Origin of the sequence: Zavarzinia marina, assembly GCF_021568905.1 — a bacterium.
GTDB classification, from domain to species: Bacteria; Pseudomonadota; Alphaproteobacteria; order Zavarziniales; family Zavarziniaceae; genus Zavarzinia; species Zavarzinia marina.
In genome coordinates this window covers 157,839-180,254 of sequence record NZ_JAKGSB010000001.1, presented here as the reverse complement: position 1 = coordinate 180,254, position 22,416 = coordinate 157,839, and the positions used below count along the sequence as shown (strand labels likewise).

Annotated in this window: 19 protein-coding genes; 8 read left to right on the top strand and 11 right to left on the bottom strand. The window is 67.2% G+C overall.

Annotated elements, in window-relative coordinates; genetic code table 11:
* Positions 1-20: 20 nt before the first annotated feature.
* On the bottom strand, positions 21-392 hold the full coding sequence (locus tag L2U69_RS00820) for a hypothetical protein (protein WP_236104451.1): 372 nt from the start codon (positions 390-392) through the stop codon (positions 21-23).
* 97 nt (positions 393-489) lie between these two features.
* On the opposite strand from L2U69_RS00820, the gene L2U69_RS00815 reads away from it, so the two are divergent.
* Complete coding sequence (locus tag L2U69_RS00815; RefSeq protein WP_236104450.1) at positions 490-1,116, top strand: hypothetical protein; 627 nt, start codon at positions 490-492, stop codon at positions 1,114-1,116.
* A gap of 29 nt (positions 1,117-1,145) precedes the next feature.
* On the opposite strand, the gene L2U69_RS00810 is transcribed toward L2U69_RS00815, so the two are convergent.
* From L2U69_RS00810 to L2U69_RS00800, 3 genes are read right to left on the bottom strand one after another with little or no spacing between them, the layout of a single operon-like run.
* Positions 1,146-1,982, bottom strand: a complete 837-nt coding sequence (locus tag L2U69_RS00810) for a CDP-alcohol phosphatidyltransferase family protein (RefSeq protein WP_236104449.1) — start codon at positions 1,980-1,982, stop codon at positions 1,146-1,148.
* Between the two features lie 10 nt (positions 1,983-1,992).
* Positions 1,993-2,694: a phosphatidylserine decarboxylase gene (locus tag L2U69_RS00805; RefSeq protein WP_236104448.1), complete on the bottom strand. Its 702-nt coding sequence runs from the start codon at positions 2,692-2,694 to the stop codon at positions 1,993-1,995.
* A gap of 31 nt (positions 2,695-2,725) precedes the next feature.
* Positions 2,726-4,567, bottom strand: a complete 1,842-nt coding sequence (locus L2U69_RS00800) for an ABCB family ABC transporter ATP-binding protein/permease (protein ID WP_236104447.1) — start codon at positions 4,565-4,567, stop codon at positions 2,726-2,728.
* Positions 4,568-4,704: 137 nt separating this feature from the next.
* Here L2U69_RS00800 and L2U69_RS00795 point away from each other — a divergent pair, with 137 nt between their 5' ends.
* Positions 4,705-5,079 carry a hypothetical protein gene (locus tag L2U69_RS00795; protein WP_236104446.1) on the top strand — a complete coding sequence of 125 codons (375 nt, stop codon included), beginning with the start codon at positions 4,705-4,707 and terminating at the stop codon, positions 5,077-5,079.
* On the opposite strand, the gene L2U69_RS00790 is transcribed toward L2U69_RS00795, so the two are convergent.
* Positions 5,057-5,995, bottom strand: coding sequence for a DMT family transporter (locus tag L2U69_RS00790; protein ID WP_236104445.1), 939 nt, complete (start codon positions 5,993-5,995; stop codon positions 5,057-5,059). The two genes, L2U69_RS00795 and L2U69_RS00790, sit on opposite strands and share 23 nt — an antisense overlap.
* Before the next feature lie 97 nt (positions 5,996-6,092).
* On the opposite strand from L2U69_RS00790, the gene L2U69_RS00785 reads away from it, so the two are divergent.
* From L2U69_RS00785 to L2U69_RS00765, 5 genes are all read left to right on the top strand, one after another.
* Positions 6,093-6,968, top strand: a complete 876-nt coding sequence (locus L2U69_RS00785; protein WP_236104444.1) for a LysR substrate-binding domain-containing protein — start codon at positions 6,093-6,095, stop codon at positions 6,966-6,968.
* Positions 6,969-7,141: 173 nt separating this feature from the next.
* On the top strand, positions 7,142-9,304 hold the full coding sequence (locus L2U69_RS00780; RefSeq protein ID WP_236104443.1) for a bifunctional diguanylate cyclase/phosphodiesterase: 2,163 nt from the start codon (positions 7,142-7,144) through the stop codon (positions 9,302-9,304).
* Positions 9,305-9,390: 86 nt separating this feature from the next.
* A complete protein-coding gene (locus tag L2U69_RS00775; RefSeq protein WP_236104442.1) occupies positions 9,391-10,473 on the top strand; it encodes a nucleotidyltransferase family protein in 1,083 nt (360 codons plus the stop codon).
* The gene (locus tag L2U69_RS00770) at positions 10,473-11,117 is read left to right on the top strand and encodes a NeuD/PglB/VioB family sugar acetyltransferase (protein ID WP_236104441.1); all 645 of its coding nucleotides are present in this window, start codon (positions 10,473-10,475) and stop codon (positions 11,115-11,117) included. The genes L2U69_RS00775 and L2U69_RS00770 overlap by 1 nt, the downstream gene beginning before the upstream one ends.
* Positions 11,114-12,163 carry an N-acetylneuraminate synthase family protein gene (locus L2U69_RS00765; protein ID WP_236104440.1) on the top strand — a complete coding sequence of 350 codons (1,050 nt, stop codon included), beginning with the start codon at positions 11,114-11,116 and terminating at the stop codon, positions 12,161-12,163. The genes L2U69_RS00770 and L2U69_RS00765 overlap by 4 nt, the downstream gene beginning before the upstream one ends.
* An 81-nt stretch (positions 12,164-12,244) precedes the next feature.
* Here the strand turns inward: L2U69_RS00765 and L2U69_RS00760 are convergent, their stop codons facing one another.
* On the bottom strand, positions 12,245-12,601 hold the full coding sequence (locus L2U69_RS00760) for a hypothetical protein (RefSeq protein WP_236104439.1): 357 nt from the start codon (positions 12,599-12,601) through the stop codon (positions 12,245-12,247).
* 26 nt (positions 12,602-12,627) lie between these two features.
* Entirely contained in the window at positions 12,628-13,506 is an 879-nt protein-coding gene (locus tag L2U69_RS00755; RefSeq protein ID WP_236104438.1) for a flagellin N-terminal helical domain-containing protein, read from the bottom strand.
* Positions 13,507-14,034: 528 nt separating this feature from the next.
* Here L2U69_RS00755 and L2U69_RS00750 point away from each other — a divergent pair.
* Positions 14,035-14,514 (top strand): hypothetical protein, encoded by a 480-nt coding sequence (locus L2U69_RS00750; protein WP_236104437.1) that lies wholly within the window; start codon positions 14,035-14,037, stop codon positions 14,512-14,514.
* Between the two features lie 15 nt (positions 14,515-14,529).
* Here the strand turns inward: L2U69_RS00750 and L2U69_RS00745 are convergent, their stop codons facing one another.
* The 4 genes from L2U69_RS00745 to L2U69_RS00730 form a co-directional block, all read right to left on the bottom strand.
* Positions 14,530-15,516: a flagellin N-terminal helical domain-containing protein gene (locus L2U69_RS00745; RefSeq protein ID WP_236104436.1), complete on the bottom strand. Its 987-nt coding sequence runs from the start codon at positions 15,514-15,516 to the stop codon at positions 14,530-14,532.
* 6 nt (positions 15,517-15,522) lie between these two features.
* Complete coding sequence (gene flgK / locus L2U69_RS00740) at positions 15,523-16,881, bottom strand: flagellar hook-associated protein FlgK (protein ID WP_236104435.1); 1,359 nt, start codon at positions 16,879-16,881, stop codon at positions 15,523-15,525.
* A gap of 30 nt (positions 16,882-16,911) precedes the next feature.
* Positions 16,912-18,156, bottom strand: a complete 1,245-nt coding sequence (gene flgE, locus L2U69_RS00735) for a flagellar hook protein FlgE (RefSeq protein ID WP_236104434.1) — start codon at positions 18,154-18,156, stop codon at positions 16,912-16,914.
* Positions 18,157-18,430: 274 nt separating this feature from the next.
* The gene (locus L2U69_RS00730) at positions 18,431-22,276 is read right to left on the bottom strand and encodes an ExeM/NucH family extracellular endonuclease (RefSeq protein WP_236104433.1); all 3,846 of its coding nucleotides are present in this window, start codon (positions 22,274-22,276) and stop codon (positions 18,431-18,433) included.
* Positions 22,277-22,416 lie beyond the last annotated feature (140 nt).

Here is a 22,416-nt window from a genome sequence, read left to right as displayed (position 1 = left end):
GCCATCCGCCAAAACGGCACTCACGCGATCTCCATGACCTCGCGGCCATTTCTCAAAAATTCGATGACGACGCATTCATAGGCGTTTTCGGCCGTGTGAAATTCGACCTCATCGCCCGACGCAAGGCACAAGCGGAGCACGAAGGCGGAAACGCGCTCGAAACGGATCGGGACCTGACCCGGCAGCCTCCAGGCCGGAATGTCGCACGGCCCCCCGGTCCAGGAATAGCGGTGCCCCCGAAGCCGGAAGACAACCTTGAACGTCCCTTGCAGCCGACTGATACCGGCGAACGCAAGTTGAAAGTCGTGCATGCCCAGGATCACCCGTTCGATCGGGCTGCCGTCGCAACACGCGTTCAACATTTCCGCCAAATCGCTGTCGAAGGTCTTCATGGTCCCGTCCGCACTCGAGATTGCCGCCCATTGCCGCAACCATGAAGGGACATACCCGCCCTTGACGCAAGGCCGGTGCCTCTTCACGCTCCCGGCCATGGACGACGACATCCATATCGAGACTTTCGCGCGATGGGCGCAGAAGTCCTATTATTTGAACGGCCATACCATTCTGATGCCCGATTTCGTCCGTTCAGATTTTTTCCATCAGATCAGCTACGGCCGGCCCGACTATCGGCGAATATTGGAATTCATTCTGCTTTGCCGCGCCGTCGTCGACGAAAATACGTCGATCGTCACCTGGTGCCGGGTCGACAGGGGCAGCCGCATCGCGCGCCATCTGGGCCTTTGGAAATTCTTGAAACGCCGTGGCATCGATATCGACGCCTTCACCGAGAAGACCGATTGCTTTGCCGAGTTCGCCGAATGGGACTGCTTCTTCGGAACGGCGGCCTTCGGCAGCGGCAGTATCGCCGACGTCGCCGATCTCATCGCCGACAAATCGGCTTTCGTCGTAATCGGTCATGTGCCGTCGGCGCCGATCTTGAATACGTTGTCCGCGGTCGGATGGTCGGCGCGAAATCTGATCATCCCCACCATCGTCGCACTGGGTGGCGCCGTCGCCTCGCCCGACGGGGCCTTCGACGATCGCGAACAGGGCATCACGGTCTTCTCGCCGCTGGACGGCCGAGCCCTCATCGCCGCGCCTTCACCCGAAGAGTGAAAGCGGCCAAACCTTCGACACCCTTCTGTTCAGTCCTCGCCGACCTGCTCCGCAGCCGCCAGCCGATCCGACTTCTGCTGCGCCCGATGCCAGCCGAGGGGGCCGAAGGGGATAGTGCAGGCATAGGCCAGGATGACGAAGGCAAGCACTTCCCAAGGGTAGGACAGCGCGAGCGCGGTGCCGAGGCCGACGAAGACCAGGGTCGGCAGCACCCAGTCGCGATGGACGCGGATCTTCTTGAAGGAGAAGGTCGGCACCCGGCTGACCATAAGGAAGGCGACGGTCACCGCGATCGCCGCGACCAGCCAGGGCGACCGGAAGAAATCCAGGTCCGTGCCGAAATAGGCGACGATCGGCAGCAGCACCAGCGCGGCGCCGGCGGGCGACGGCACGCCGACGAAGAAGGAACTGGCGAACACAGGGGCGTCCGGATCGTCGATGGCGACGTTGAAACGCGCGAGGCGCAGCGCGCAGCAGACGGCGTGGGACAGGACGGCGATCCAGCCGAGGCCGGCGATGTCCTGCAGGGTCCAGAGATAGAGCACCACCACGGGCGCCACCCCGAACGACAGGAAATCCGACAGCGAGTCGAGCTCCGCGCCGAAACGGCTGGTGCCCTTGAGGAGACGCGCCACCCGCCCGTCGATACCGTCCAGCAGGCCGGCGATCATGATCGCGGCGACCGCCAGCTCGAATTTGGCGTCGAGGGCGAAGCGGATCGAGGTCAGCCCGGCGCATAGCGCCAGGGTGGTCAGGATGTTGGGCAGCAGGCTTCTGACCGGCAGCCGGTTGATCGCCGGGCGGCGCAGCCGGCCCGGACGGCGCCGCAGGGTGACCCGCCGGGTCCAGCGCTTGCCTTCCAGCATCGCGCGCGCCTCAGCCGACCGTGGCGAGGCGCGGCCCCTCGACCGCCGTGAAATCGGCGATCACGGTCTCGCCGGCGATGGCGGTCTGGCCGGCGGCGACCAGCGGCACGGTGCCCGGCGGCAGATAGACGTCGAGCCGGCTGCCGAAGCGGATGATGCCGAAGCGCGTACCGGCCTCCAGCTTCTCCCCCGGCTCGACGTCGCAGACGATGCGCCGCGCGACGAGGCCCGCGATCTGCACCACGCCGAGGTCGCGGCCGTCGTCCAGGATCAGGCGCAGCGAATTGCGCTCGTTGTCGTCGCTCGCCTTGTCGTCGGCGGCGTTCAGGAATTTGCCGGGACGGTAGGAGATGCGGTCGACGGTGGCGGTCACCGGCATGCGGTTCACATGGACGTCGAAGACGCTCATGAAGATCGACACGCGCGGGCGCGGCGCCTCGCCGAGGCCGAGTTCCTCGGGCGGGACGGCATCGGCGGTCGAGACCACCTTGCCGTCGGCGGGCGAGACCACGAGACCGAGGCGGGTCGGCGTCGCCCGCGGCGGATCGCGGAAGAAATAGGCGCACCAGACCGTCAGCACGACGCCGATCCAGCCGAGCGGCTTCCAGATCAGGAACAGGATCAGGGTGGCGATCGCGAAAATCAGGACGAAACGCACCCCTTCACGGTGCAGCGGGTGCAGCGCGGAGCGGATGGAAGCGAGAATATCCAACAGTCTTCTCCCCCAGGTCGGACATTGACGATCAGGCGTTGACCACCAGGCCTTCTGCGCGGGCCTCGGCCAGCTTCGCCTCGGCCTCGACCGCCTCCAGCTGGCGCTGCCACATGCCGGCATATTGCCCTTTCAGCGCCAGCAAGGCTTCATGCGTGCCGCGTTCGACGATCCTGCCCTTGTCGAGCACGAGAATCTCGTCGGCGTCGACCACGGTGGACAGGCGATGCGCGATCACGATAGCGGTCCGGTCGCGCGAAATCTCCTTCAAGCTCGCCTGGATTTCCTTCTCCGTCTGGGTGTCGAGGGCCGATGTCGCCTCGTCGAGGAGCAGGATGGGCGGATTCTTGAGGATGGTGCGGGCGATGGCAACGCGCTGCTTCTCGCCACCCGACAGTTTCAGGCCGCGCTCGCCGACCATGCTGTCGTAGCCGTCGGGCAGCGACAGGATGAAATCATGGATGCGCGCCAGTTTCGCCGCCTCCATCACTTCGGCATCGCTGGCGCCGGGGCGGCCGTAGCGGATGTTGTAGCGGATGGTGTCGTTGAACAGCACGGTGTCCTGCGGGACGATGCCGATCGCCTTGCGCAGGCTCTCCTGGGTGACGTCGCGCAGGTTCTGGCCGTCGATCGTCACCTTGCCGTGCTGGATGTCGTAGAAGCGGAACAGGATGCGGCTGATGGTCGACTTGCCGGCGCCGGACGGTCCGACGATGGCGACCATGGCACCGGCCGGCACCTTGAAGCTGACATCCTTCAGGATGCCCCGGCGGGCATCGTACTGGAACACCACGTCCTCGAATTCGACCGCGCCGCCGGTGACCCGCAGGGGAACGGCGTCGGGCTTGTCCTGCACCTCTTCCGGGACTTCGAGCACGCTGAACATCGCTTCCATGTCGACGATGCCCTGCTTGATCTCGCGATAGACGAAGCCGAGCATGTTGAGCGGGATGTAGAGCTGGATCAGGAAGGTGTTGACCAGCACGAAGTCGCCGACGGTCATGCTGCCGTCCGCCACCCCACGCCCGGCCAGATACATGACCCCGGCAAGCCCCGCCGCCATGATCGCCGACTGGCCGGCGTTCAGCATCGAAAGCGTCGTCTGGCTCTTCACCGCCGCCTTCTCATAGGCCTGCAGGGCCTTGTCGAAGCGCCGCGCCTCATGGGCCTCGTTCGAGAAATATTTGACCGTCTCGTAGTTCAGCAGGCTGTCGACCGCCTTCGTGTTGGCGTCCGTGTCCTGGTCGTTCATCTCGCGGCGGTATTTGATGCGCCGTTCCGAGACCAGGAAGGTGAAGCCGATATAGGCGATGATGGTCGCCACCATCACGCTCACCATCGGCAGGCCGTAACCGCTGAACAGCAGGATCAGCACGAAGGAGATTTCGAGCAGCGTCGGCAGGATGTTGAACAGGGTGAAGCGCAGGAGGAGTTCGATCCCCTTGGTGCCGCGCTCGATCACCCGGTTGAGGCCGCCGGTGCGCCGTTCCAGGTGGAAGCGCATGGACAGGCGATGCAGATGCTCGAAGGTCGAAAGGCCGAGCCGGCGCACCGCGAACTGCGCGACCCGCGAAAAGACGCTGTCGCGCAATTCGCCGAAGGCCTGGGCCCCGACCCGGGCGAGGCCATAGGCGATGATCATCAGGATCGGCACCGTCACCACCGTCGCCTCGACCGACAGGGCATCGACCGCCGCCTTGTAGAAATAGGGCACGATGACGTTGGCGACCTTGGCGAGGACAAGGAAACCGATGGCGATGACCACGCGGCGGCGCAGGTCCGGGCGGTCCTTCGGCCAGAGATAGGGCAGGAACAGCCTGACGGTCTGCAGACCGCTGCGGCTCGTCGGCTGCGCCGTCTTCGGATCGGACATAAGTATTAAGGCTCTTTCAACGAAAGGACGGGATCCTGACGGCCATATGGGGAATCGGCCGCCCGATCGCTACAGTCTATCACCATGGATCATCGGCCGCCGGGTCGTGCCCCTGCCAGTATAGGAGTTGTCGTGCCATGTCCATGGCCTCCACCTTCCGCTTCCGCGTCGACGGCACCGCCTTCGACGGCCGGCTGGACGGTGACGTTCTGACCCTGGGCGCCGATCTGGGCGGTCTGCCCTTCTCGGCGGAGGACGCCGCCGGGCGAAAGCGCTGGCTGTCGCGGATCGCCGGCAGCGACGCCCGCGAGCCGGATCACCACCGTCTCGACGAAAACGCCCACGTCCGGCTGGAAAGCCGGACGCGGGTCGAGGGGCCGATGGATGCGTCGCGCCTGATCGAGGTGCTGACCGTTCTCGCCCTCTCCGTCCGTCACGACGCGGTCGCGGACCGGAAACCGGCCGCGGCGGGAACGGCCGCGCGCCGCTTCACCGCCGAGCGGGCCGGGTGACGAGCGCGATCCCGAGGGCGATCGGCACGATCCCCAGCAGATCCAGGGCCGGCACCGCCTCCCCCGCCAGGAGCCAGCCGAAGCCGAGGCCGAGCGGCGGCATCAGGAAATGCAGGCTGCTGGCGACCGTCGCGCTGTGCCGCGCAAGGATGCGGAACCACAGCATGTAACCGCCGATCGAGACGCCGAACACCATCCAGCCGAGCGCGAGCAGGAGGGACGGCGTCACCCGGACCGCGTCCATGTCCTCGATCATCAGGCTGACCGGCAGCAGCGCGAGTCCCGCCAACAGCGCCTGCAGGCCGTTTCCCGTCCAGGGCCCGACCGAGGCGGGCGCCAGGCGCTTGTAGAGCACGGTCCCCGCGACGAGGGAGATGAGGCCGCCCGCCACCATCAGCGTTCCCCCCGGATCCTCCATGCCGCCCCCCAGATCTCCGCCGCCCAGATCCCCGCCACCAAGACGCGAACGCAGCACGATGGCGACCCCGGCCAGGCCGAGCAGCAGACCGAAGACCTTGCGCGGCCCCAGCCGTTCCCCCAGCAGGGGGCCGGCGGCAACGGCGGTCAGCAGGGGATTGGCGCTGATCAGCACCGCCGCGAAGCCCGACGACACCGTCGCCATGCCGGACCACGACAGGCCCAGATAGATCCCGTTGTTCAGGAGGCCGAGCAACCCGAAGGCGAGGAGGTCGCGCCCGCGCGGCAGCCGCCCCTCCCCCGCCCGCCAGCCGATGGCGAGGCAGAGGCCGCCGGCGGCGAGGAAGCGCAGCCACAGCAGGAACAGGGGCGGCGCATCGGCGATGGCGATCTTGGCCGGCGCGAAAGCCGAACTCCACAACAGGCAGAACAGCGCCACCAGGGCGATTTCCCCGCCCCTCGTCCGTGTTCCCACCATCGCCTGATCCATCACCGTCATGGCCTTTACTCCTTCGAGGACGGCACCCTATCAGGCTGGCTTGTCATTCAGAAATTGAATATATTCATCCTTATCATTCAAAAAATGGATCCATGCCGTGTTCGATCTCGACCTTCTGCGCAGCTTCGTCTCGGTGGCGGATACCGGCGGCTTCACCAGTGCCGGAGAAAAGGTCCACCGCACCCAATCGACCGTCAGCCAGCAGATCCGCCGGCTGGAGGAGGCCGTGGGCCAGCCCCTGTTCCGGCGCGACCGCCGCCGCGTTCAACTGACCGACGCGGGGGAAACCCTGCTCGGCTATGCCCGGCGCCTGCTGGCGATCGCGTCGGAAGCGCATCAGGCGCTGGGCGGCGAACGGCCAGCGACCGTGGTCCGCCTCGGCATTCCCGAGGATTTCGCCGTCACCGCCCTGACCGACGTCATCGCCGAATTCGCCCGCCGCCGGCCCGACGTGCGGCTGGAAGTGCGCTGCGACCTGAGCGTCGCGCTGCGGGACGGCCTTGCCCAGGGCCGCCACGACGCGGTTCTGGCGAAGCGCGATCCCGGCGTGGCGGGGGGCTTCGGCGCCTGGCCCGAACGCCTGGTCTGGATCGCCAGCCGAGATCATGATCTTGCCGGCGGCGTCGATCCCCTGCCCCTGATCACCTTCCTGCCCGGCTGCCTCTATCGCGAACGGGCGATACGCGCGCTCGAAGCGGCCGGCCGGCGCTGGCGCGTCGCCTACGAGAGCCCCAATCTGGCCGGCGTGCAGGCGGCGATCGCCGGCGGCCTCGGCGTCGCGCTGATGGAGCGGGCAACGGTCGCGCCGCATCACCGGGTGATGGGGCCCGACGACGGCATGCCCCCCGTGCCGTCGACCGAAATCGCCCTCGAACATCGGCCCGACGCACCGGAGGCGGCGACCGCCCTGTGCCAGGTCATCGCCGAATTCTGCAATCGACGGATGTCCTCGGCCTCGCCCATGCCGCAATAGTTGGCGAAGGCGGCAACAATTGTTCCCAAAAAACGATCGGCGCGTGCCCGGCAACGAAATCTTAGGCACCTTGACGACATACTTGTCAAAACACAGGCCGTGGCGTTTCGCCGTCGGCGACGCCCTTCCTCTATTGGAACCTGATGCCCTCGCTTCGCCGTTACCGATCTTCCGTGATCCTGTTGCTTGGGACCGCGCTGGTGGTCGGCAGCATCTATTGGATCTATTTGCTGCGCGCGGCGGGCGAATTTCGCCGCCACGCGATTGCCGAGGCTGAAACCTACGGCAACCGGATCACCATCGCCGTCGCCCAGCAATTCACCTCGGTCGTGCGCGAGGTCGATTTCCTCCTGCTCGACCTGCGCAGCGAGATCGCGCTGGACGGTTTCGATTTCAGGGAGGACGCGCTGCGCAGCCGCGACCTCTTCGGTCCGAACGGCGATTTCTCGGCCTGGGTCTTCGACGCCGACGGCGCTCCGCTGGCTTCGTCCGAAGCCAGCCTCTCGGACATAACGATCGCTGACCGCGACTATTTCCGGGCGCTGCGCGACGATGCGACCGACCGCCTGATCATCACGTCTCCCATCACCGGCCGCCACGCGGGCCGGACGTGGATCCTTTTCGTCAGGCCCATCGAGCGCGGGGGCGTCTTCGCGGGCGTCATCCTCTTCGCGCTGTCGCCCGACTATCTGTCGTCGCGGCTGGCGGCCCTCGGCCTCGGCGCGCACGAGCAACTGGCTATCCGGCACCGTGACGACGGCAGCATGATCGCCCGCAGCGGCCCGCCCGGCGGTTCCCCGGCCCCCGACGCCGAGATCATCGCGCATATGGGCGCCGGCAACGGCGACGCCGGCGTATACACGACGTCCGGCCCGACGGAAGATGCCGCCGTCGTCGCCTGGCGAACGATCCCCGGCACCCCGCTGGTGGCGACCTTCACCCAGGCGCGCGCCGACATCCTGGCGACGCCCGACCGGGAAATCGACCAGTACATCGCCAACAACATCCTGGTCACGGTGATGTTCACGGCCCTGTTCGGAATCACCGGCTTCCTCGTCCTGCGCGATGTCGAACAACGCCGCCGCCTGCATCATGCGGACGACCGTTATCGCCGCCTGTTCGATGCTGTGCCCGACGGCATGATCCTGGTGGACGAGACCGGCCGCGTCACGCTCTGGAACCAGTCCGCGCTCGATCTCCTCGGCGTCGACGAGGACGGCTTGCTCAATCGCGGCGCCGCCCTGCTGGACGACCAGGGGCGTCCCCTGCCGGCCACGGAATTCCCCACCGCGCTCGCCAACCGCCAGCGCGACCGCAGCGCCCTGCACCCGGTGACCCGGCGCGACGGCAACCGGCGCTGGCTGTCGTTCCACTCCCGCAGGGTGATGGACGAGGACGAGACGTCGCTCGGCGCCGTCATCTCCTTCACCGATGTGACGCGCCTGGTGATGCTGGAGGATTCCATGCACATTAGCCAATCGGTGTTCGAGGCGGCGAACGAGGGCATCATGGTCACGGGCGCCGACCGGCGCATCGTTTCGGTCAATCCGGCCTTCACCGAGATCACGGGCTATTCGCCGGAGGAGGCGGTCGGCCGCTCGCCCGGCGAACTGCTGCGTTCCGGCGTCCACGGCCCGGAATTCTACCACGCCATGGCCGCCTCCCTCGACACCAAGGGCCATTGGGAAGGCGAGATCACCAACCGTCGCAAGAACGGTCAGATCTTCGTCGAATGGCTGAAGATCAGCGTCGTGAAGGACGCCGAGGGCAAGGTGCTGCGCTATGTCGCGCTGCTGTCCGACATCACCGAGCGCAAGCGCATGGACCAGGAGATCTGGCGCCGCGCCAATTTCGACAGCCTGACCGGCCTGCCCAACCGGACCCTGATGATGGACCGACTGGGCCAGGCCGTGCCCCAGGCGCGGCGGCGCCGCGACCGGGCCGCCGTGCTCTTCATCGATCTCGACCACTTCAAGCCGGTGAACGACACCTATGGCCACCGCGCCGGCGACGATCTGCTGTGCCAGGTGGCGCGGCGGATCAGCGATACGGTCCGGGCCGACGATACGGTGGCCCGCATCGGCGGCGACGAATTCGTCGTGGTCCTGCCGCTGGCCGGCGAAGACCTCGGCGTGATCGAACTGGCGGAGCGCATCCGGGCCGCCCTCGACCGGCCCTTCCGCATCTCGGACCGCGACGTGCACATCTCCGCCAGCATCGGCATCGCCGCGACCAGCGGTGAACAGCGCGATCCCCAGCAGGTGATCAAACGCGCCGACGCCGCCATGTATATGGCGAAGAGCGCCGGCGGCAACCGCATCCACAGCCTGTTGTGACCCCCGCGACGCGCCGGGCGCAAACCGCTTGTTAACCGTGTCCGCGGTGTAATGCGCCGGAACATTCACGGGAAGGCGGAGATCCCATGATCGATTGGCACGAAATGCTGATCCGCCCCGACTGGCCCCTGCGCCGCGCGGTCGAGGTGCTGAACAGCGCGCCGTTGAAGATCTGCCTCGTCGCCGACGGCGACGAACGGCTGGTCGGCACGGTGACGGACGGCGACGTGCGCCGCGCCCTTCTGGCCGGCCGCGATTTCGAGGCGCCGGTGGCCGAGGTGATGAACACGCGCCCCATGGCGAAGCGCGTCGGCCTCGGCACGAACGAGCTTTTCGCGCTCTATTCCCGCTGCCGCCAGCTTCACATCCGTCACCTGCCGGTGACCGATGCCGAGGGCCGGCTGATCGGCCTCGAACCCCTGGACCGGGCCGCGATCAACGCCGACCGGCGGCCCGGCTGGGTCATGCTGATGGCGGGCGGCTTCGGCAAGCGTCTGGCGCCCCTGACCGACGATACCCCGAAACCCATGCTGACCGTCGGCGATCGCCCGATCCTGCAGACGATCCTCGAATCCTTCGTCCGCCACGGGTTCCGCCGCTTCTTCATCTCGGTCCACTACCAGGCCCAGAAGATCGAGGACCACTTCGGCGACGGCAGCCGCTTCGGCGTCGAGATCCGCTATGTCCACGAGGACGAGCCGCTGGGCACGGCGGGGGCCCTGGGGCTGGTGCGGGACGCGGTGACGGAACCGATCGTGGTCGCCAACGGCGACCTCCTGACCAATGTCGACTATGACGCGCTGCTCGCCTATCACCACAGCCAGCGCGCCGACATCACCCTCTGCGTCCGCGAATATCGGGTGAAGGTGCCTTACGGCACCGTCGACCTTGCCGGCCGCCTCGTCGCGCGCATCACCGAGAAGCCGGAACTGCGCTTCCTGGTCAATGCCGCGGTCTATGTCCTCTCGCCCGAGGCGCTGCGCGAGATCGAGCCGGGCGCCGCCCTCGACATGCCGACGCTGATCGACCGCGTGGGCGAGACCGGCGGCAAGGTCGTCGCCTTCCCCATGCACGAATATTGGCTGGACGTCGGCCAGAAGGCGGAATTCGCCCAGGCCAATTCCGACTATCAGTCGGTCTTCGGCGCCCCCGCCGCGAGCGTCGAGTGATGGTGCCGACCCTGGTCGTCTTCGGCGCGGGCGGCCTTGCCCGTGAGGCGGCCATGGTCGCCCGCCGTCTCGGTCACGAGGCGGCCGCCTTCGTCGATCGCGCCCCCGGCCCCGCCATCCACGACATCCCCGTGATGACCGAGGCGGAGGCCGCGCGCCGCCACCCCGGCGCCGACGCGGTGATCGCCGTCGGCGACCACGCCCTGCGCCGACGCCTTGCCGCCGTCGCGGCGGATCTCGGCTTCGCCTGTCCGGCCCTGATCGATCCGACCACCGTCACCGGACCCGGCGTCGGTTTCGCCGACGGCGTGCTGGTGCTGCCCGGCGCCGTCTTCACCGTCGACGTCGCGGTCGGCGCTCATGTCCTGGTCAACCCGGGCGTCACCATCGCCCATGACGTCGCCATCGGGGCCTTCGCCAGTCTGTCCCCCGGGGTTCATGTCGCCGGCAATGTCGCGATCGGCGAGGATGCCTTTCTCGGCATCGGCGCCAGCGTCGCGAACGGCAGGCCCGGCCGCCCCCTGACCATCGGCGCGGGCGCCTTCGTCGCCGCCGGCGCCACCGTCACCGCCGAGGTGGCGCCCGGCCTTCGCGTCGCCGGCGTGCCGGCGCGTCCGCTCCCCAGCAAGGATCTTCAGCCATGAACGGCTTTCACATCGCCGGCCGCCCCGTCGGGGGAGACGCACCCTGTTTCATCATCGCCGAAGCCGGCGTGAATCATAACGGCGACATCGCCATGGCCCGGCGCCTGATCGACGCCGCCGCCGAATGCGGCGCCGATGCCGTGAAGTTCCAGACCTGGCGCACCGATGCCCTGACCCGGCCCGACGCCCGCAAGGCCGCCTATCAGCAGGATACGACCGGCGCGAACGGCACCCAGGCCGACCTCCTGCGTTCTCTCGAACTCACCTTCGACGATTTCGCCGGTCTCGCGCGCTATGCCGAGGCCCGGGGTATCCTGTTCCTGTCGACGCCGTTCGACCCGCGCAGCCTCAGCTTCCTCGTCGGCCTCGGCCTGCCGGTGATCAAGATCCCCTCGGGCGAGGTGCGCAACCATCTGCATCTCGCCGCCGTCGGGCGCACCGGCCTGCCGGTGATCCTGTCGACCGGCATGGCCCGCCTCGCCGACGTTGATACCGCGCTCGATCATCTGGCGCGGGCGGGCGGCGGGCCGGTCGCGGTCCTTCAATGCACGTCGAACTATCCGGCCGATCCGGCGGACGCCAATCTCCGCGCGATCCCCGTGATGGCGAAGGCGCTGGGCGTCGTCACCGGTTACTCCGACCATACGCTCGGCAACGAATGCGCGCTGGCGGCCCGGGCGCTCGGCGCCGCGATCATCGAGAAGCACATCACCCTCGATCACGAACTGCCGGGGCCCGATCATCGCGCCTCCGCCCTGCCGGACGAATTCGCCGCGCTGGTCGCGGGCGTCCGGGCGGTCGAAAAGGCGCTGGGGGATGGGGTGAAGCGGCCGCGCGCCTCGGAGGGCGATGTCGCGGCGGTGGCGCAGCGCAGTCTCTGCGCCGCTCATGGCCTGCACGCCGGGGATCCCATTTCGCTGGAGGACCTGGTGGCGCTGCGGCCCGGCGACGGCATTCCCGCCGATCGCCTCGACCTCGTGGTGGGCCGCCGCCTGACCCGCGACATCGCGGCAGGCCGGCCCCTGGGCCTCGAGGATTTCGCCTGAAGACAGTCATCAATCGCGGCGGCGTTGGCCGCCCCGGCATGCCGGAGGGACAGGCTCCCCTCCGGCCGCCGGTGGCGGCGGTCAGCGAGCGGTGAGGATCGTCTCCGACATGTTCAGGTTCATGCTGATCATCATGTCGATCACGTCGTCGTCCGGGCGCTGACGCATGGTGCGGGCCGCTTCCACCATGAAGCGGCTGGCGCGGCCGAAGAAATCGGCCGTGCCGTGCGGCAGGTCGCGGTTCCGGCCGAGGGCGCGGTTGGCCACGGTCTGCCAGCGCAGCGCATTGACGTCGAGCGCGTCGGCAAGCTGGATCGCCGGCTCGGACTTGCGCGCATTGTCCAGCAGGACGGCGCATTCGAGGAAGGGATAGGCGGCTTCCTCGCGCGGCGAGAGAGCGGCGGCCGAAGCGAAAGTCGGCTGGGCGAGAACGGTCATCTTGCGTCTCCTTTATTCGCGTTGGCTTACTGGAAGAGCTGGAGCACGGCCTGTTCGTTCTGGCCGGCGAAGGACAGCGCGCGGAGCGCGAGCTGCTGACGGGTCTGCAGGGTGACCAGGTTCGCGCCTTCCTCGTTCAGGTCGGCCAGGGTCAGCTTGTCGCCACCTTCCGTCAGCGAGTTGATGTACTGCTTCGAGAAGTCGAGGCGGGTCTGCAGCAGGGTGATGTTGGCGCCGAGGCTGGCGGTGGTCGCGCGGACGCTGGAGATCGCGCCGTCGATCTTGTCGGTCAGATCGTTCAGCGAGGTCACCAGGACCGAGGCCTGGATGTCGGTGAAGGAGCTGCCGCCGATCAGATTGACGAAGAGCACGGTGCCCGCCTCGTCCGCCGCGGCGGCATCGGTGAACAGCGCGCCGGCGCGCAGGTCGCGGCCCGCAACCACCAGTTCGGACGTGCTGACCTCGGAGAATTTGACCGTCAGGTCCTGGGTGGTGCCGGTGATCAGGTTCGTGCCCTGATAGGACGCATCGGCCAGCAGGCTGTTGAACTGGTTCAGCAGGTCCTTGAACTGCGCCGAAAGATCCGCCTTGGTGGCGTCGTCGGCGGTCTTGGCCGAGATGGCGACGCCCTTGATCTGCTTCAGGATCTTGTCGACGGCCTCGGTCGCGTTCAGCGCCGACTTCAGCGACGAGATGCCCTGGTCGATCTCGTTCTTGCGGTCGGTGAAGTCGGCGGCGCGGTCGCTGAGCGCCTTCGACTGGAAATAGGCGACGGCGTCGTCGAGGGCGCTCGCCACCTTCAGCCCGGTCGAAAGACGCGACTGGGTCCGGTTGGCAAGATCGGTCGTATCCTGCAGGGACAATAGGTTTGCCCTGGAAGTTGCGCTGAGTGCGATATCGGCCATGGTTCAAGTCCTTTCTGGTCGGTGGCCGCCACGTTCTGTCGCAGCGGTTCGCCAGATGGATTTCAAGCCCCGTGCCAAGTTTCGAAAAACATTCAAGCTATTGTTTTTACTGGATTATTTGCCCCATCACGAAACACTCGGCGCGCGCCGGGCACATGCGACCCGGCATTTTTTGCCAGGGGAACCGAGCATTTCTTGCAGTGCGGGCGGCATTAACCCTTTCTGTCCCTTGACTTGCATTAACCCCAAATTAGAATTTTCGCTTAGGTGTGGCGAAGCTTTGGGTGCATTCGCCTCCAAGTGTGGGCAAAGCGGCCGAAGTCGTTGCCGAACTCTTGCCGTGTCAGTCTCGGGGTCCCACCGGCCTCTGGGCGGCGCGGCGCCCCCGACGGCAAGGCCAGTCACTTCGTCCCGCACGAGACGTCGGCCCGACGACGCCCCGCCATGGACGATGACCACTTCGATGCCGGTCACCATGGATGCGAAGACGGTACGGCATTCCTGTTACCGCACCCTTGGACCGTGCCCATGTTTGGCATCACTGCCGCGAGCCCCGTGCAGAATACGCAAGCTTCCGTCGCCGTGGTGCCGGTTGGGGGGCAGGCCGCGTCCAGCGCCGTGCAGGGCGTGCCGACGCAGACCGTGACGGCGGTGCAGGCGGCCCCGGCCGTGCTGTTCAACCCGCATGTGGTCTATGCCAGCGACATCGAGATGGTGCTGGTGCAGGTGCGCGACGCCGAGGGTGAGGTCACCACCCAATATCCGAGCGAACAGGTCGTCCGCGAATACCGGCGCCAGCAGGCGCAGGCCCGGGTTCAGACCCAGCGATTGGATGGCGAGGACGAGACGGTCGCCGCGTCGACCGGGGAAGCCACGGCGGGCGGTACCGCCGCCGATGCGCCGGCTCCTTCGGGCGACAGGGAGACGGCCGCCGTCGCGACCGTGACCGGCGAGGCCGGCGCGGCGCCCGCCCCCGCCCCGTTTCAGCAGGTCGAGATCACGGTCTGAGCCCGCATCCTATCCCTACAGATAATTCACCAGTGAGGTCTGGGTCAGGCTTGCCGTGACCTGATAGGTCGCCTGGAGCTGGGTCTGGATGCGCGTCAGCATGACGCCCGCCTCGGCCGTATCGACGGCGGTGATGCCGCTTTCCTCGTCGGCGAAGAGATTGATCGCCGCCGCATTGGCGTCGGCGCTGTCCTGCACCGAGGCGAGATCGACCCCGACCGCGGCACTCATCGCCTGCAGCCCGTCGCGGGCGCTGCCGAAGGCGGTCAATGCCTGCTGGCGGAAATCGGCATAGGCCGCCTGGGCGGCTTCCGCGTCGCCGGCGGCGGCCGCCGCCTCCAGCCCGCTCTTCGCCAGGCGGAGCGCATGCACCAGCTCCTGAATCGCGGGGGCCGAGGCCACCTGGCCATAGCGCACGGTCTTGCCCGTTTCGGGCGAGAAGCTGGCCTCGACCCAGGCATTGGCATCGGTGCCGGGGGCGGCATTGTAATAGTCCGGCAGGTCCGGGTCGGTCGCCGCCGTCAGGGGCGCGGCCGTGGCCAGCGTCGGCAGGGAGGCGATATCGGCGACCGGCACCGTGTCGTAATTCGCGCCGGCCCAGAGATGGCGGCCATCGATCTGCTCGTTCAGGAGCGAGGTCAGGTCGTTCATCACATTGTCGATCAGGGTGGCGAGGCCCGCCTGCTCGGTCCCGTCATAGGCGTCCTGCGTGCTCAGGGTGTTCGACATCAGCTTGGCGATGTCGTCCATCCGCGTCAGTTGCAGGTCATAGGCCTTGAGGCGGGGCGTCACGATGTCGATCGCCTTGTTGTAGCCTTCGAGGCGCTGGACTTCCTGGCGCGCGTTGAGGATGCGCCTGGCGTCGACGGCGCCGTAGTCCGACAGATCCTCGGATTTCACGCCGGTCGCCACCTGGCGCGCCAGCCGGTCGAATTCCTGCTGATTGCGCTGGATGTTGGTCTGGGTCGAGAGCTGGCTGGCGTAGGTCGATACGGAGAGCATGGCCGCTTACCCCATGATGGCGAAGAGGTCGTTGTAGAGCTGGTTCACCGCCTGCATGACCTTGGCCGAGGCGGCGTATGCGTTCTGCAACACCTGGAGATTGGCGAGTTCGGTATCCATGTTGATGCCGACGGCGGATTCGAAGCGGGTCAGCGCCTCGGTCCTGGTGGCTTCGGCCAGTTCCGCCTTGTCGCGGACGGTGCCGGCTTCGGCCGTCAGGCTGGTGGTGATGGCGCCGGCGAGACCGGCGTAATCCTTGCCGCTGACCGTCAGGCCGCCGATGGCGAGGCTGCGGCTGCCCGCTTCGAGCGCGGTCTGCACGTCGTTGACCGCCGCCTGCTTCAGGCGGGCGCTGCCGTCCAGCAGCGCCGGGTTCACCGACAGGGTTGAGCCGGTCATGACGAAGAAACTGTCCGCCAGCTCCCCGGTCCCGGTCGCGGCGCCGTCATAGGCGGCGGCGAAGGTGCCGGGCGAGGTGTCGGTGAACATCGCGGCGAGCGCGGTCACCTGATCGCGCAGCCCCGCGATGGTGCCGGTGCCCGCCTCGGCGCTGGGCCCGGGTTCGCGAAGCGCCAGAAGGCCCGCCAACTCGCCGGCCCGGAACACGCCGTTCAGGGAACTGGCGTCGCCGGCCCTCGTGACGTCGGTACCGTCATAGGCGAGCTGGACCGCGGATTGATCGACCAGGGTCAGGCCGCTCGTGGTGAAGACGGCAAGGCCGCCGTCCGAGCGGGCGATGGTCTTGACGTCGACCAGGGCCGACAGGTCGCGCACCGCCGCGTCGCGCTCGTCCTGCAGGTCGAGGGTATTGGCGGCGGCGCCGTTGCCGGCCGAAATCTGGTCGTTCAGGCGGTCGATCTTGGTCAGCAGGCCGTTGATCTCGTCCACCGTATCGGCCGTCGCCGACTGGACTTCCCGATCGACGGAATCGATGCCGGCGACCAGGGCGTTCACCGCCGCCGCGAAGGCATCGGCCTTGGCGATGACGTCGGCCTGGGCGGTCGAACTGTCGGGCGTCGCCTGGAGCACGGTCCAGGCGGTCGCGAAATCCTCCGCCGCCGTCGCCAGGCGCGCGCTGCCGTCGCTGCCGCCGACCAGGGTCGAGAGCTTGTCGAGATATTTGGACTGGACCCCGGTTTCCCCGGCCAGCGACGAATAGGCCAGCAGGTCCTTGGCCAGCGCCTGATCCGTGGCGCGTTCCACGGCGGTGACCAGAACGCCGCCCGCCGTCGCCGTCGTTTCCTGGGTCTTGCGGGTATAGTTCGGATTGGTCGCGTTGGAGACGTTGCCGCCCACCACCTGCAGCGCCGATTGATGGGCGAGCAGGCCGGTCAGGGCGACATTCATGGCACCGTTCAGGCTCATGTCACGTCTCCTTTGCGGTCAATGGCCACGTCAGCGCTTCACGTTCAGGATTTCCTGAAGCATCTCGTCGACGGTGGTCAGCACCTTGGCATTGGCCGAATAGGCGCGCTGGGTGGTGATCAGGCTGGTGAACTCCTCGCCGACGTCGACGTTGGAGGATTCGACCGCCGAACCGATCAGGGAGCCGAGACCGGATTCGCCGGGCTTGCCGATCAGGGCGGCACCCGAATAGGCGGTCTCGGTGAAGGCCTGGCCGTCCTCGGACTGCAGGTTCTGGGCCGCGTTGAAGCGCGCCAGGGCGATCTGATAGGCCACCACGCTCTCGCCGTTGTCGTAGTTCACGGTGACATAGCCCTGACCGTCGATGGTCAGGCTCTTGAAGCCGCCGGCGCCATAGCCGTCCGCTTCCAGATTGCCGAGATCGATCGAGGTGCCGGCATATTGGGTGACGGCGTCGGCGGAACCGACGGCGCCGAGATCGACCGTGATCGTCTGGGCGGAGGCGCCGGGGAAGGTCACATTGATCGCGACCGGGGACGGGCTGACGCTCGCCAGCTTGCCGTTGCCGTCGAAGGTGACGGCATAGGTCTGCGAGGTCGTGGTGCCGTCGGTATCGTCGGGCGCCGCGATGTCGAGGTTCCATGCATTGTCGCCGGTCTTGGTCCAGGTCAGCTCGAGGGCGTGGGAGGCGCCGAGGCTGTCGAAGACGTCGACCGAATTGACCGGCTGGGCGCCGGCCGCCGCGTCCGCCGGCAGGTCGGCGCGATAGGTCACGGAGGCCGAGGCGGAGGGCGCCAGGACCTGGGTGCCGACGCGGATCTCGTCCAGCGCGCCGGTGGCGCGGCCGGTATTGGGGTCGACGGTGAAGCCCTGGGCGTAATAGCCGCTGCCGTTCACCAGGTAACCATTGCCGTCCACCTCGAAGTCGCCGGCGCGGGTGTAATAGGGCAGGTCCTCGAAGGAAACGACGGAGCCGTTCACGTCCGTCGCCTTGGAGGTGACGAAGAAGCCGTTGCCCGCGATCGCCATATTGGTGGTGATGCCCGTGCTCTCGGTCGTGCCCGCCAGGGTGTTGCGGTAGATCGGCGAGGCGATGACACCGCCCGAATGATAGACGTCGGCCGTCGCCTCGGTCACCAGGGCCTCGAAATTGGTCTCGACCTTGCGATAGCCCGTGGTGGTCGAATTGGCGATGTTGGTGGAGATCGCCCCAAGCGCCTGGGACTGGGCGTTGAGGCCCGAAAGCGCCGTACTGAAATAGCCGACGAACGACATGGCATTCCCTCTCGATCCGGTGCGACCGGCCCACCGATCGCGTTCGCGAGAGGAAATGCAATGCCCGGGCCAAGTGGCGAAAGCGCCGGTTTCCGCGCCCCTCGCCCCGTGCCCCCGTGCCGCGGCGGCAATTTCTGCCGGGACGAAGCGGCGCGGCGCGCAAAATTGGCCTAGACGCCGAAACGCGAGGCGCCGCCACCTGCTCGCGCGGTGTGGCGGCGCCCCGGGACGATCGTGATGGATCGGGCGTGATGGATCGGGCGATCGCGGCGGATCAGGCGACCATCATGTCGGTCAACTGCATCTGCGCCATCAGGATCTCGGCCTCATAGGCGCCGGTCAGCGAGGCGAAGGTGGCGAAACCGTCGCCGCCGCCGTCGAGATCGGCCTGCAGCAGGGTCGACCCGCCGTCTTCGACCACGTTCAGATAGCCGTCGTCGAAGAGATCCTGGATCGTCGTGCCGCCGAAATCGGTGAAGGCGGAGGAGTCGAGCAGGATCGCGTCCTTCACGGTGCGGCCGGTCTGGAAGTCGGCGACGATGTCGATGCTGTCGAAGTCGGTGAACAGGAAGCCGTCCACACCGGCACCGCCGATCAGCAGGTCGGCGCCCGCGCCGCCGTCGATGACGTCGTCGCCGCCGCGGCCCTCGATCCGGTCGGCATCGGCACCGCCGTTCATGACGTCGTTGCCGGCACCACCGATCATCAGATCCTCGCCGGCACCGCCTTCCATGGTGTCGTCGCCCTGCGCCCCGTAGAAGCGATCGTCGCCGTCGCCGCCGTCGAGGGTGTCGTTGCCCTCGCGGCCGTCCAGCCGGTCGTTGCCGAGACCGCCGTCGAGTTTGTCGTCGCCGTCGAAGCCGACCAGCAGATCGTCGCCGTCGTTGCCGACCAGCGAATTGGCGTCACTGCTGCCGCGCAGCGTATCCTTGGCGGAACCGCCCACGGCATTCTCGACGCCGATGATCTTGTCGATGCCCTGCTTGCCGTCGCCGAGGCTGATGTGGACACGGGTCGTCCAGCTGCTGCAGTCGAGGGTGTCGATACCGTCGCCGCCGTCATAGGTGTCGCGGCCGTCCCGGACCGGCAGCGTGGCGCTGACCATGAAGACGTCGTCGCCCTCGCCGCCGCTCAGCATGTCGTCGCCGGCGCCGCCGGTCAGCGTGTCGTTGCCGTCGCCGCCGTCGATCGTGTCGTCGCCGTCGCCGCCGTCGATGGCATTGTCGTCGGCATTGGCGATGATCTCGTCGTCGCCACCCGTCGGCGTCTCATACTCGTAGAGATTGATGCCGATCAGGAGCGGGTCGTGGTCCGACACCCGGACCGGCACCGTGCCGTCGAAGTAGCCGGGGTCGCGGCTGTAGTCGAGGTTGTAGTCGATCGCATCCGCTTCGTCGGAATTGATGTGCCATTCGGTCAGGCCGGTGATCTGCGCGCCGAGCGTATCGTTCGCGAAGATGTAGTCGAGCGATCCGGTCTGGCCGTCGAAGACGTAGGAATAGGCATCCAGGGTCAGCGTCGCCTGGAGATTGTCGAAGCCGGCGGTCTCGAGCACGCCGATCGCGTCTTCCTTGAAGTAGGCGTTGAAGTCGCCCGCCAGCAGGATGTCGTCGTCGGTGGTGCCCGTCGGCTTGGAGGCGGCCCAGGCGGCGAGGGCTTCGGCCGCGAGTTCGCGCTGCTGCTGCCAATTGCCCTGGCCGTCCAGCTGGTCGGCGTCGGCGCCGGTGCCCGTGCCGCTCTTCGACTTCAGGTGATTGGCGATCGCCGTGAATTCACCGCCCGTCGAAAGCTCGGTGAAGGTCGCCGCCAGGGAATAGCGGCTGGTGTTCGCCGCATCGAAGAGCGAGCCGACCGTGCTCGTGGTCAGCAGGCCGTCGAGGCCGAGGCCGGCGAGATCGGCATCGCTCAGGGTCTCGACCGTGGTGCCCACCGAAAGCGCCAGCGTGGTCGTCTTGTAGAGGAAACCCGGCGCGATGGCGTCACCGCCGACGAACTGCATGCCCGGATCGACCCAGTCGTAGATGTCGGCGCCGAGCGCGGCATTGAGCTGATCGCACAGATATTCGAGCGAATTGCCCGGCGAGCCCGCCAGGAAATCGTTCTCGAGCTCGACCAGGCTGAACAGATCGGCGTCGATGGTCTGCAGCACGGTCACCAGTTTCTCGGTCTGGCGATCGAATTCCGCGCTGGTGTTGGCGCCGCGCGGCTCGTTGCCGTTGGCGATCAGGGAACCGTCGTCGAGCGTGGCGAAATAGTTGAGCACGTTGAGGCTGCAGACCGACAGCGTGCCGCCGACGTCGGCCGGTTCCGCTTCGCGCGGGGTGGTGGTGACGAATTCATTGGCGCCGTCCTCGACCGCGCGCACGCGCCAGGTGGAGCCGCTGGAGGAATTGCCGGCCCACTGATAGTCGAGGACGCCGGTCAGGTCGGTGATCGTGTCGCCCATGCGCGGCGCGGTCGCCGTGTCGTAGCCGGCGAAACCGTCGAGGTTCTCGACCGCCGCGTTCTGGACGTTCAGGCCGTCGTCATAGGTGATGGTGCGGCTGCCGACCTCTTCCAGATGGGCCTGATAGCCGGCCTGGTCCGGGGCATTGTCCTGGACGAACTGGGCCGGGCGGTCGCCCTGAACGAGCTTGATCTCGTTGAAGCGGTCGAGATTGAACTGTTCGGTGATGGTCAGCGCGTCGGAGAAGCGGACCAGCATGCCCTCATAGGCTTCGAGGTCCGGCTGATAGTCGCCGTCCTGGTTGACGGTGACATCGGCGGCGGGAAGCGTGATTTCCTGCGCCATGGTGTTCACGTCGGCGACCGCGCCCGCCTCGACCACCGTGACGGCGCTGGCGTTGAGCTGGGTCTGGCCGAAATATTCGTCGACCGTGCCGGTGACCCGGACGCGGTCGCCGATCTGGACGTCGGTGCCGCCGCCGAAGACGAAGATGCCTTCGGAGGTCAGGGCGTCCAGGTCCCAGTCGCCCGCTTCTTCCTGCAGGTAGAAACCGTTCAGGTTGCGGCTGTCGTCGGCATCGCCGTTCTGGAAGTCGCCGACCACGATCGCTTCGACGGTGACGGTCTGGCCGTCCAGGTCGCTGGCGTCGCCGGCGCCCTGGATCGCCGAGATATTGGTGATGACGAAATCGTCGTTGGTGATGGTGCCCGTCGCCGAGCCGTCGGTGATCGAGGCCGTGCCCGAGGTTTCCTGAAGGTTGCTCAGCTCGACCGTGAAGGTCTCGTCGGTCTCGACGTCGGCATCGCCGTTGATGGTGACCGAGACGGTCTTGGTCAGGTCGCCGCCCGCCACGAAGGTCAGGGTGCCCGACGCGGCGACATAGTCGCCGCCCGCGGCCGCGCTGTCGTCAGCGGTGGCGTAATCGACGGTGAAGTCGCCCGTGTTGTCGGTCCGGGTGACGGTGAATTCGAGCACCTTGGTGCCCGCGTCGCCTTCGGTCACGGCGGCATTCGCGATCGAGACGCCGGTACCGCTGGCACCCGCCGCCGCGCTGGAGACGCTGATGTCGTCGATGCCGACCCATTCGTCGCTGCCGCCGGCGTTGGTGGTCATGATGCGGACCTGGATCTGCGCCTCGCCGTTGGCCGCCGCCGGCAGGGTGACGTCGAAGGCCGTGGTCTGGCCCGAGGCATTCGCCGTGGTCACATCCGCCGCATAGCCGCCGTCGACGTTGGTCCAGTCGCCGCTCTCCCCGATGCGATACTGGACGTTGATCTGCTGGGCCGCGTCGTCGCCCGAGCCGTCGAGGTCGATCGCGTTGAACTGCACGCGGACGTTCTCGCGCCCGGTGGCGTCGAGGAAGAGGACCAGCGACGGCGCGTCGGCCGTGCCCGAGCCCTGGAGCGCGACGGCGGGATTGGTGATCTCGAACTCGGCGACGCCACCGTTGCTGATCGTGGTGCTGTTCTGATTGGCGATGACGTCGACGGCGCCGAGATCGGCGCCGGTCAACGTGCGCGGATCGACGTTGGTCGTCGAGCTGGAGCTGATGTCGCCGAGATAACCGATGATGCTGGCCACGCCCGACCAGTCGTCATTGGTCGAGATCTGGCTCGTGGCAGTCCAATCCTGCGTAAAATCGCTCGCGCCGAGGTCGTGATAGGCATTCGACATTGTGAAATCCCCCCGAATACACCACGGAAACTGATCCCGCAGCCAAGACGGCCGCAGGCGATGGCGGGGGATGGTGTCAGCGACAATTTACGGCTCCGTGACAACCATATTGTCTATTTTGGAATGTTCTGCGTCATCTT

What these genes read in the sequence shown, in the direction of transcription:
- L2U69_RS00820 (WP_236104451.1), bottom strand. Translation starts at nt 392, where the DNA reads ATGAAGACCTTCGACAGCGATTTGGCGGAAATGTTGAACGCGTGTTGC.
- L2U69_RS00815 (WP_236104450.1), top strand. Translation starts at nt 490, where the DNA reads ATGGACGACGACATCCATATCGAGACTTTCGCGCGATGGGCGCAGAAG.
- L2U69_RS00810 (WP_236104449.1), bottom strand. Translation starts at nt 1,982, where the DNA reads ATGCTGGAAGGCAAGCGCTGGACCCGGCGGGTCACCCTGCGGCGCCGT.
- L2U69_RS00800 (WP_236104447.1), bottom strand. Translation starts at nt 4,567, where the DNA reads ATGTCCGATCCGAAGACGGCGCAGCCGACGAGCCGCAGCGGTCTGCAG.
- L2U69_RS00795 (WP_236104446.1), top strand. Translation starts at nt 4,705, where the DNA reads ATGTCCATGGCCTCCACCTTCCGCTTCCGCGTCGACGGCACCGCCTTC.
- L2U69_RS00790 (WP_236104445.1), bottom strand. Translation starts at nt 5,995, where the DNA reads ATGACGGTGATGGATCAGGCGATGGTGGGAACACGGACGAGGGGCGGG.
- L2U69_RS00775 (WP_236104442.1), top strand. Translation starts at nt 9,391, where the DNA reads ATGATCGATTGGCACGAAATGCTGATCCGCCCCGACTGGCCCCTGCGC.
- L2U69_RS00770 (WP_236104441.1), top strand. Translation starts at nt 10,473, where the DNA reads ATGGTGCCGACCCTGGTCGTCTTCGGCGCGGGCGGCCTTGCCCGTGAG.
- L2U69_RS00765 (WP_236104440.1), top strand. Translation starts at nt 11,114, where the DNA reads ATGAACGGCTTTCACATCGCCGGCCGCCCCGTCGGGGGAGACGCACCC.
- L2U69_RS00760 (WP_236104439.1), bottom strand. Translation starts at nt 12,601, where the DNA reads ATGACCGTTCTCGCCCAGCCGACTTTCGCTTCGGCCGCCGCTCTCTCG.
- L2U69_RS00755 (WP_236104438.1), bottom strand. Translation starts at nt 13,506, where the DNA reads ATGGCCGATATCGCACTCAGCGCAACTTCCAGGGCAAACCTATTGTCC.
- L2U69_RS00750 (WP_236104437.1), top strand. Translation starts at nt 14,035, where the DNA reads ATGTTTGGCATCACTGCCGCGAGCCCCGTGCAGAATACGCAAGCTTCC.
- L2U69_RS00745 (WP_236104436.1), bottom strand. Translation starts at nt 15,516, where the DNA reads ATGCTCTCCGTATCGACCTACGCCAGCCAGCTCTCGACCCAGACCAAC.
- flgK (WP_236104435.1), bottom strand. Translation starts at nt 16,881, where the DNA reads ATGAGCCTGAACGGTGCCATGAATGTCGCCCTGACCGGCCTGCTCGCC.
- flgE (WP_236104434.1), bottom strand. Translation starts at nt 18,156, where the DNA reads ATGTCGTTCGTCGGCTATTTCAGTACGGCGCTTTCGGGCCTCAACGCC.
- L2U69_RS00730 (WP_236104433.1), bottom strand. Translation starts at nt 22,276, where the DNA reads ATGTCGAATGCCTATCACGACCTCGGCGCGAGCGATTTTACGCAGGAT.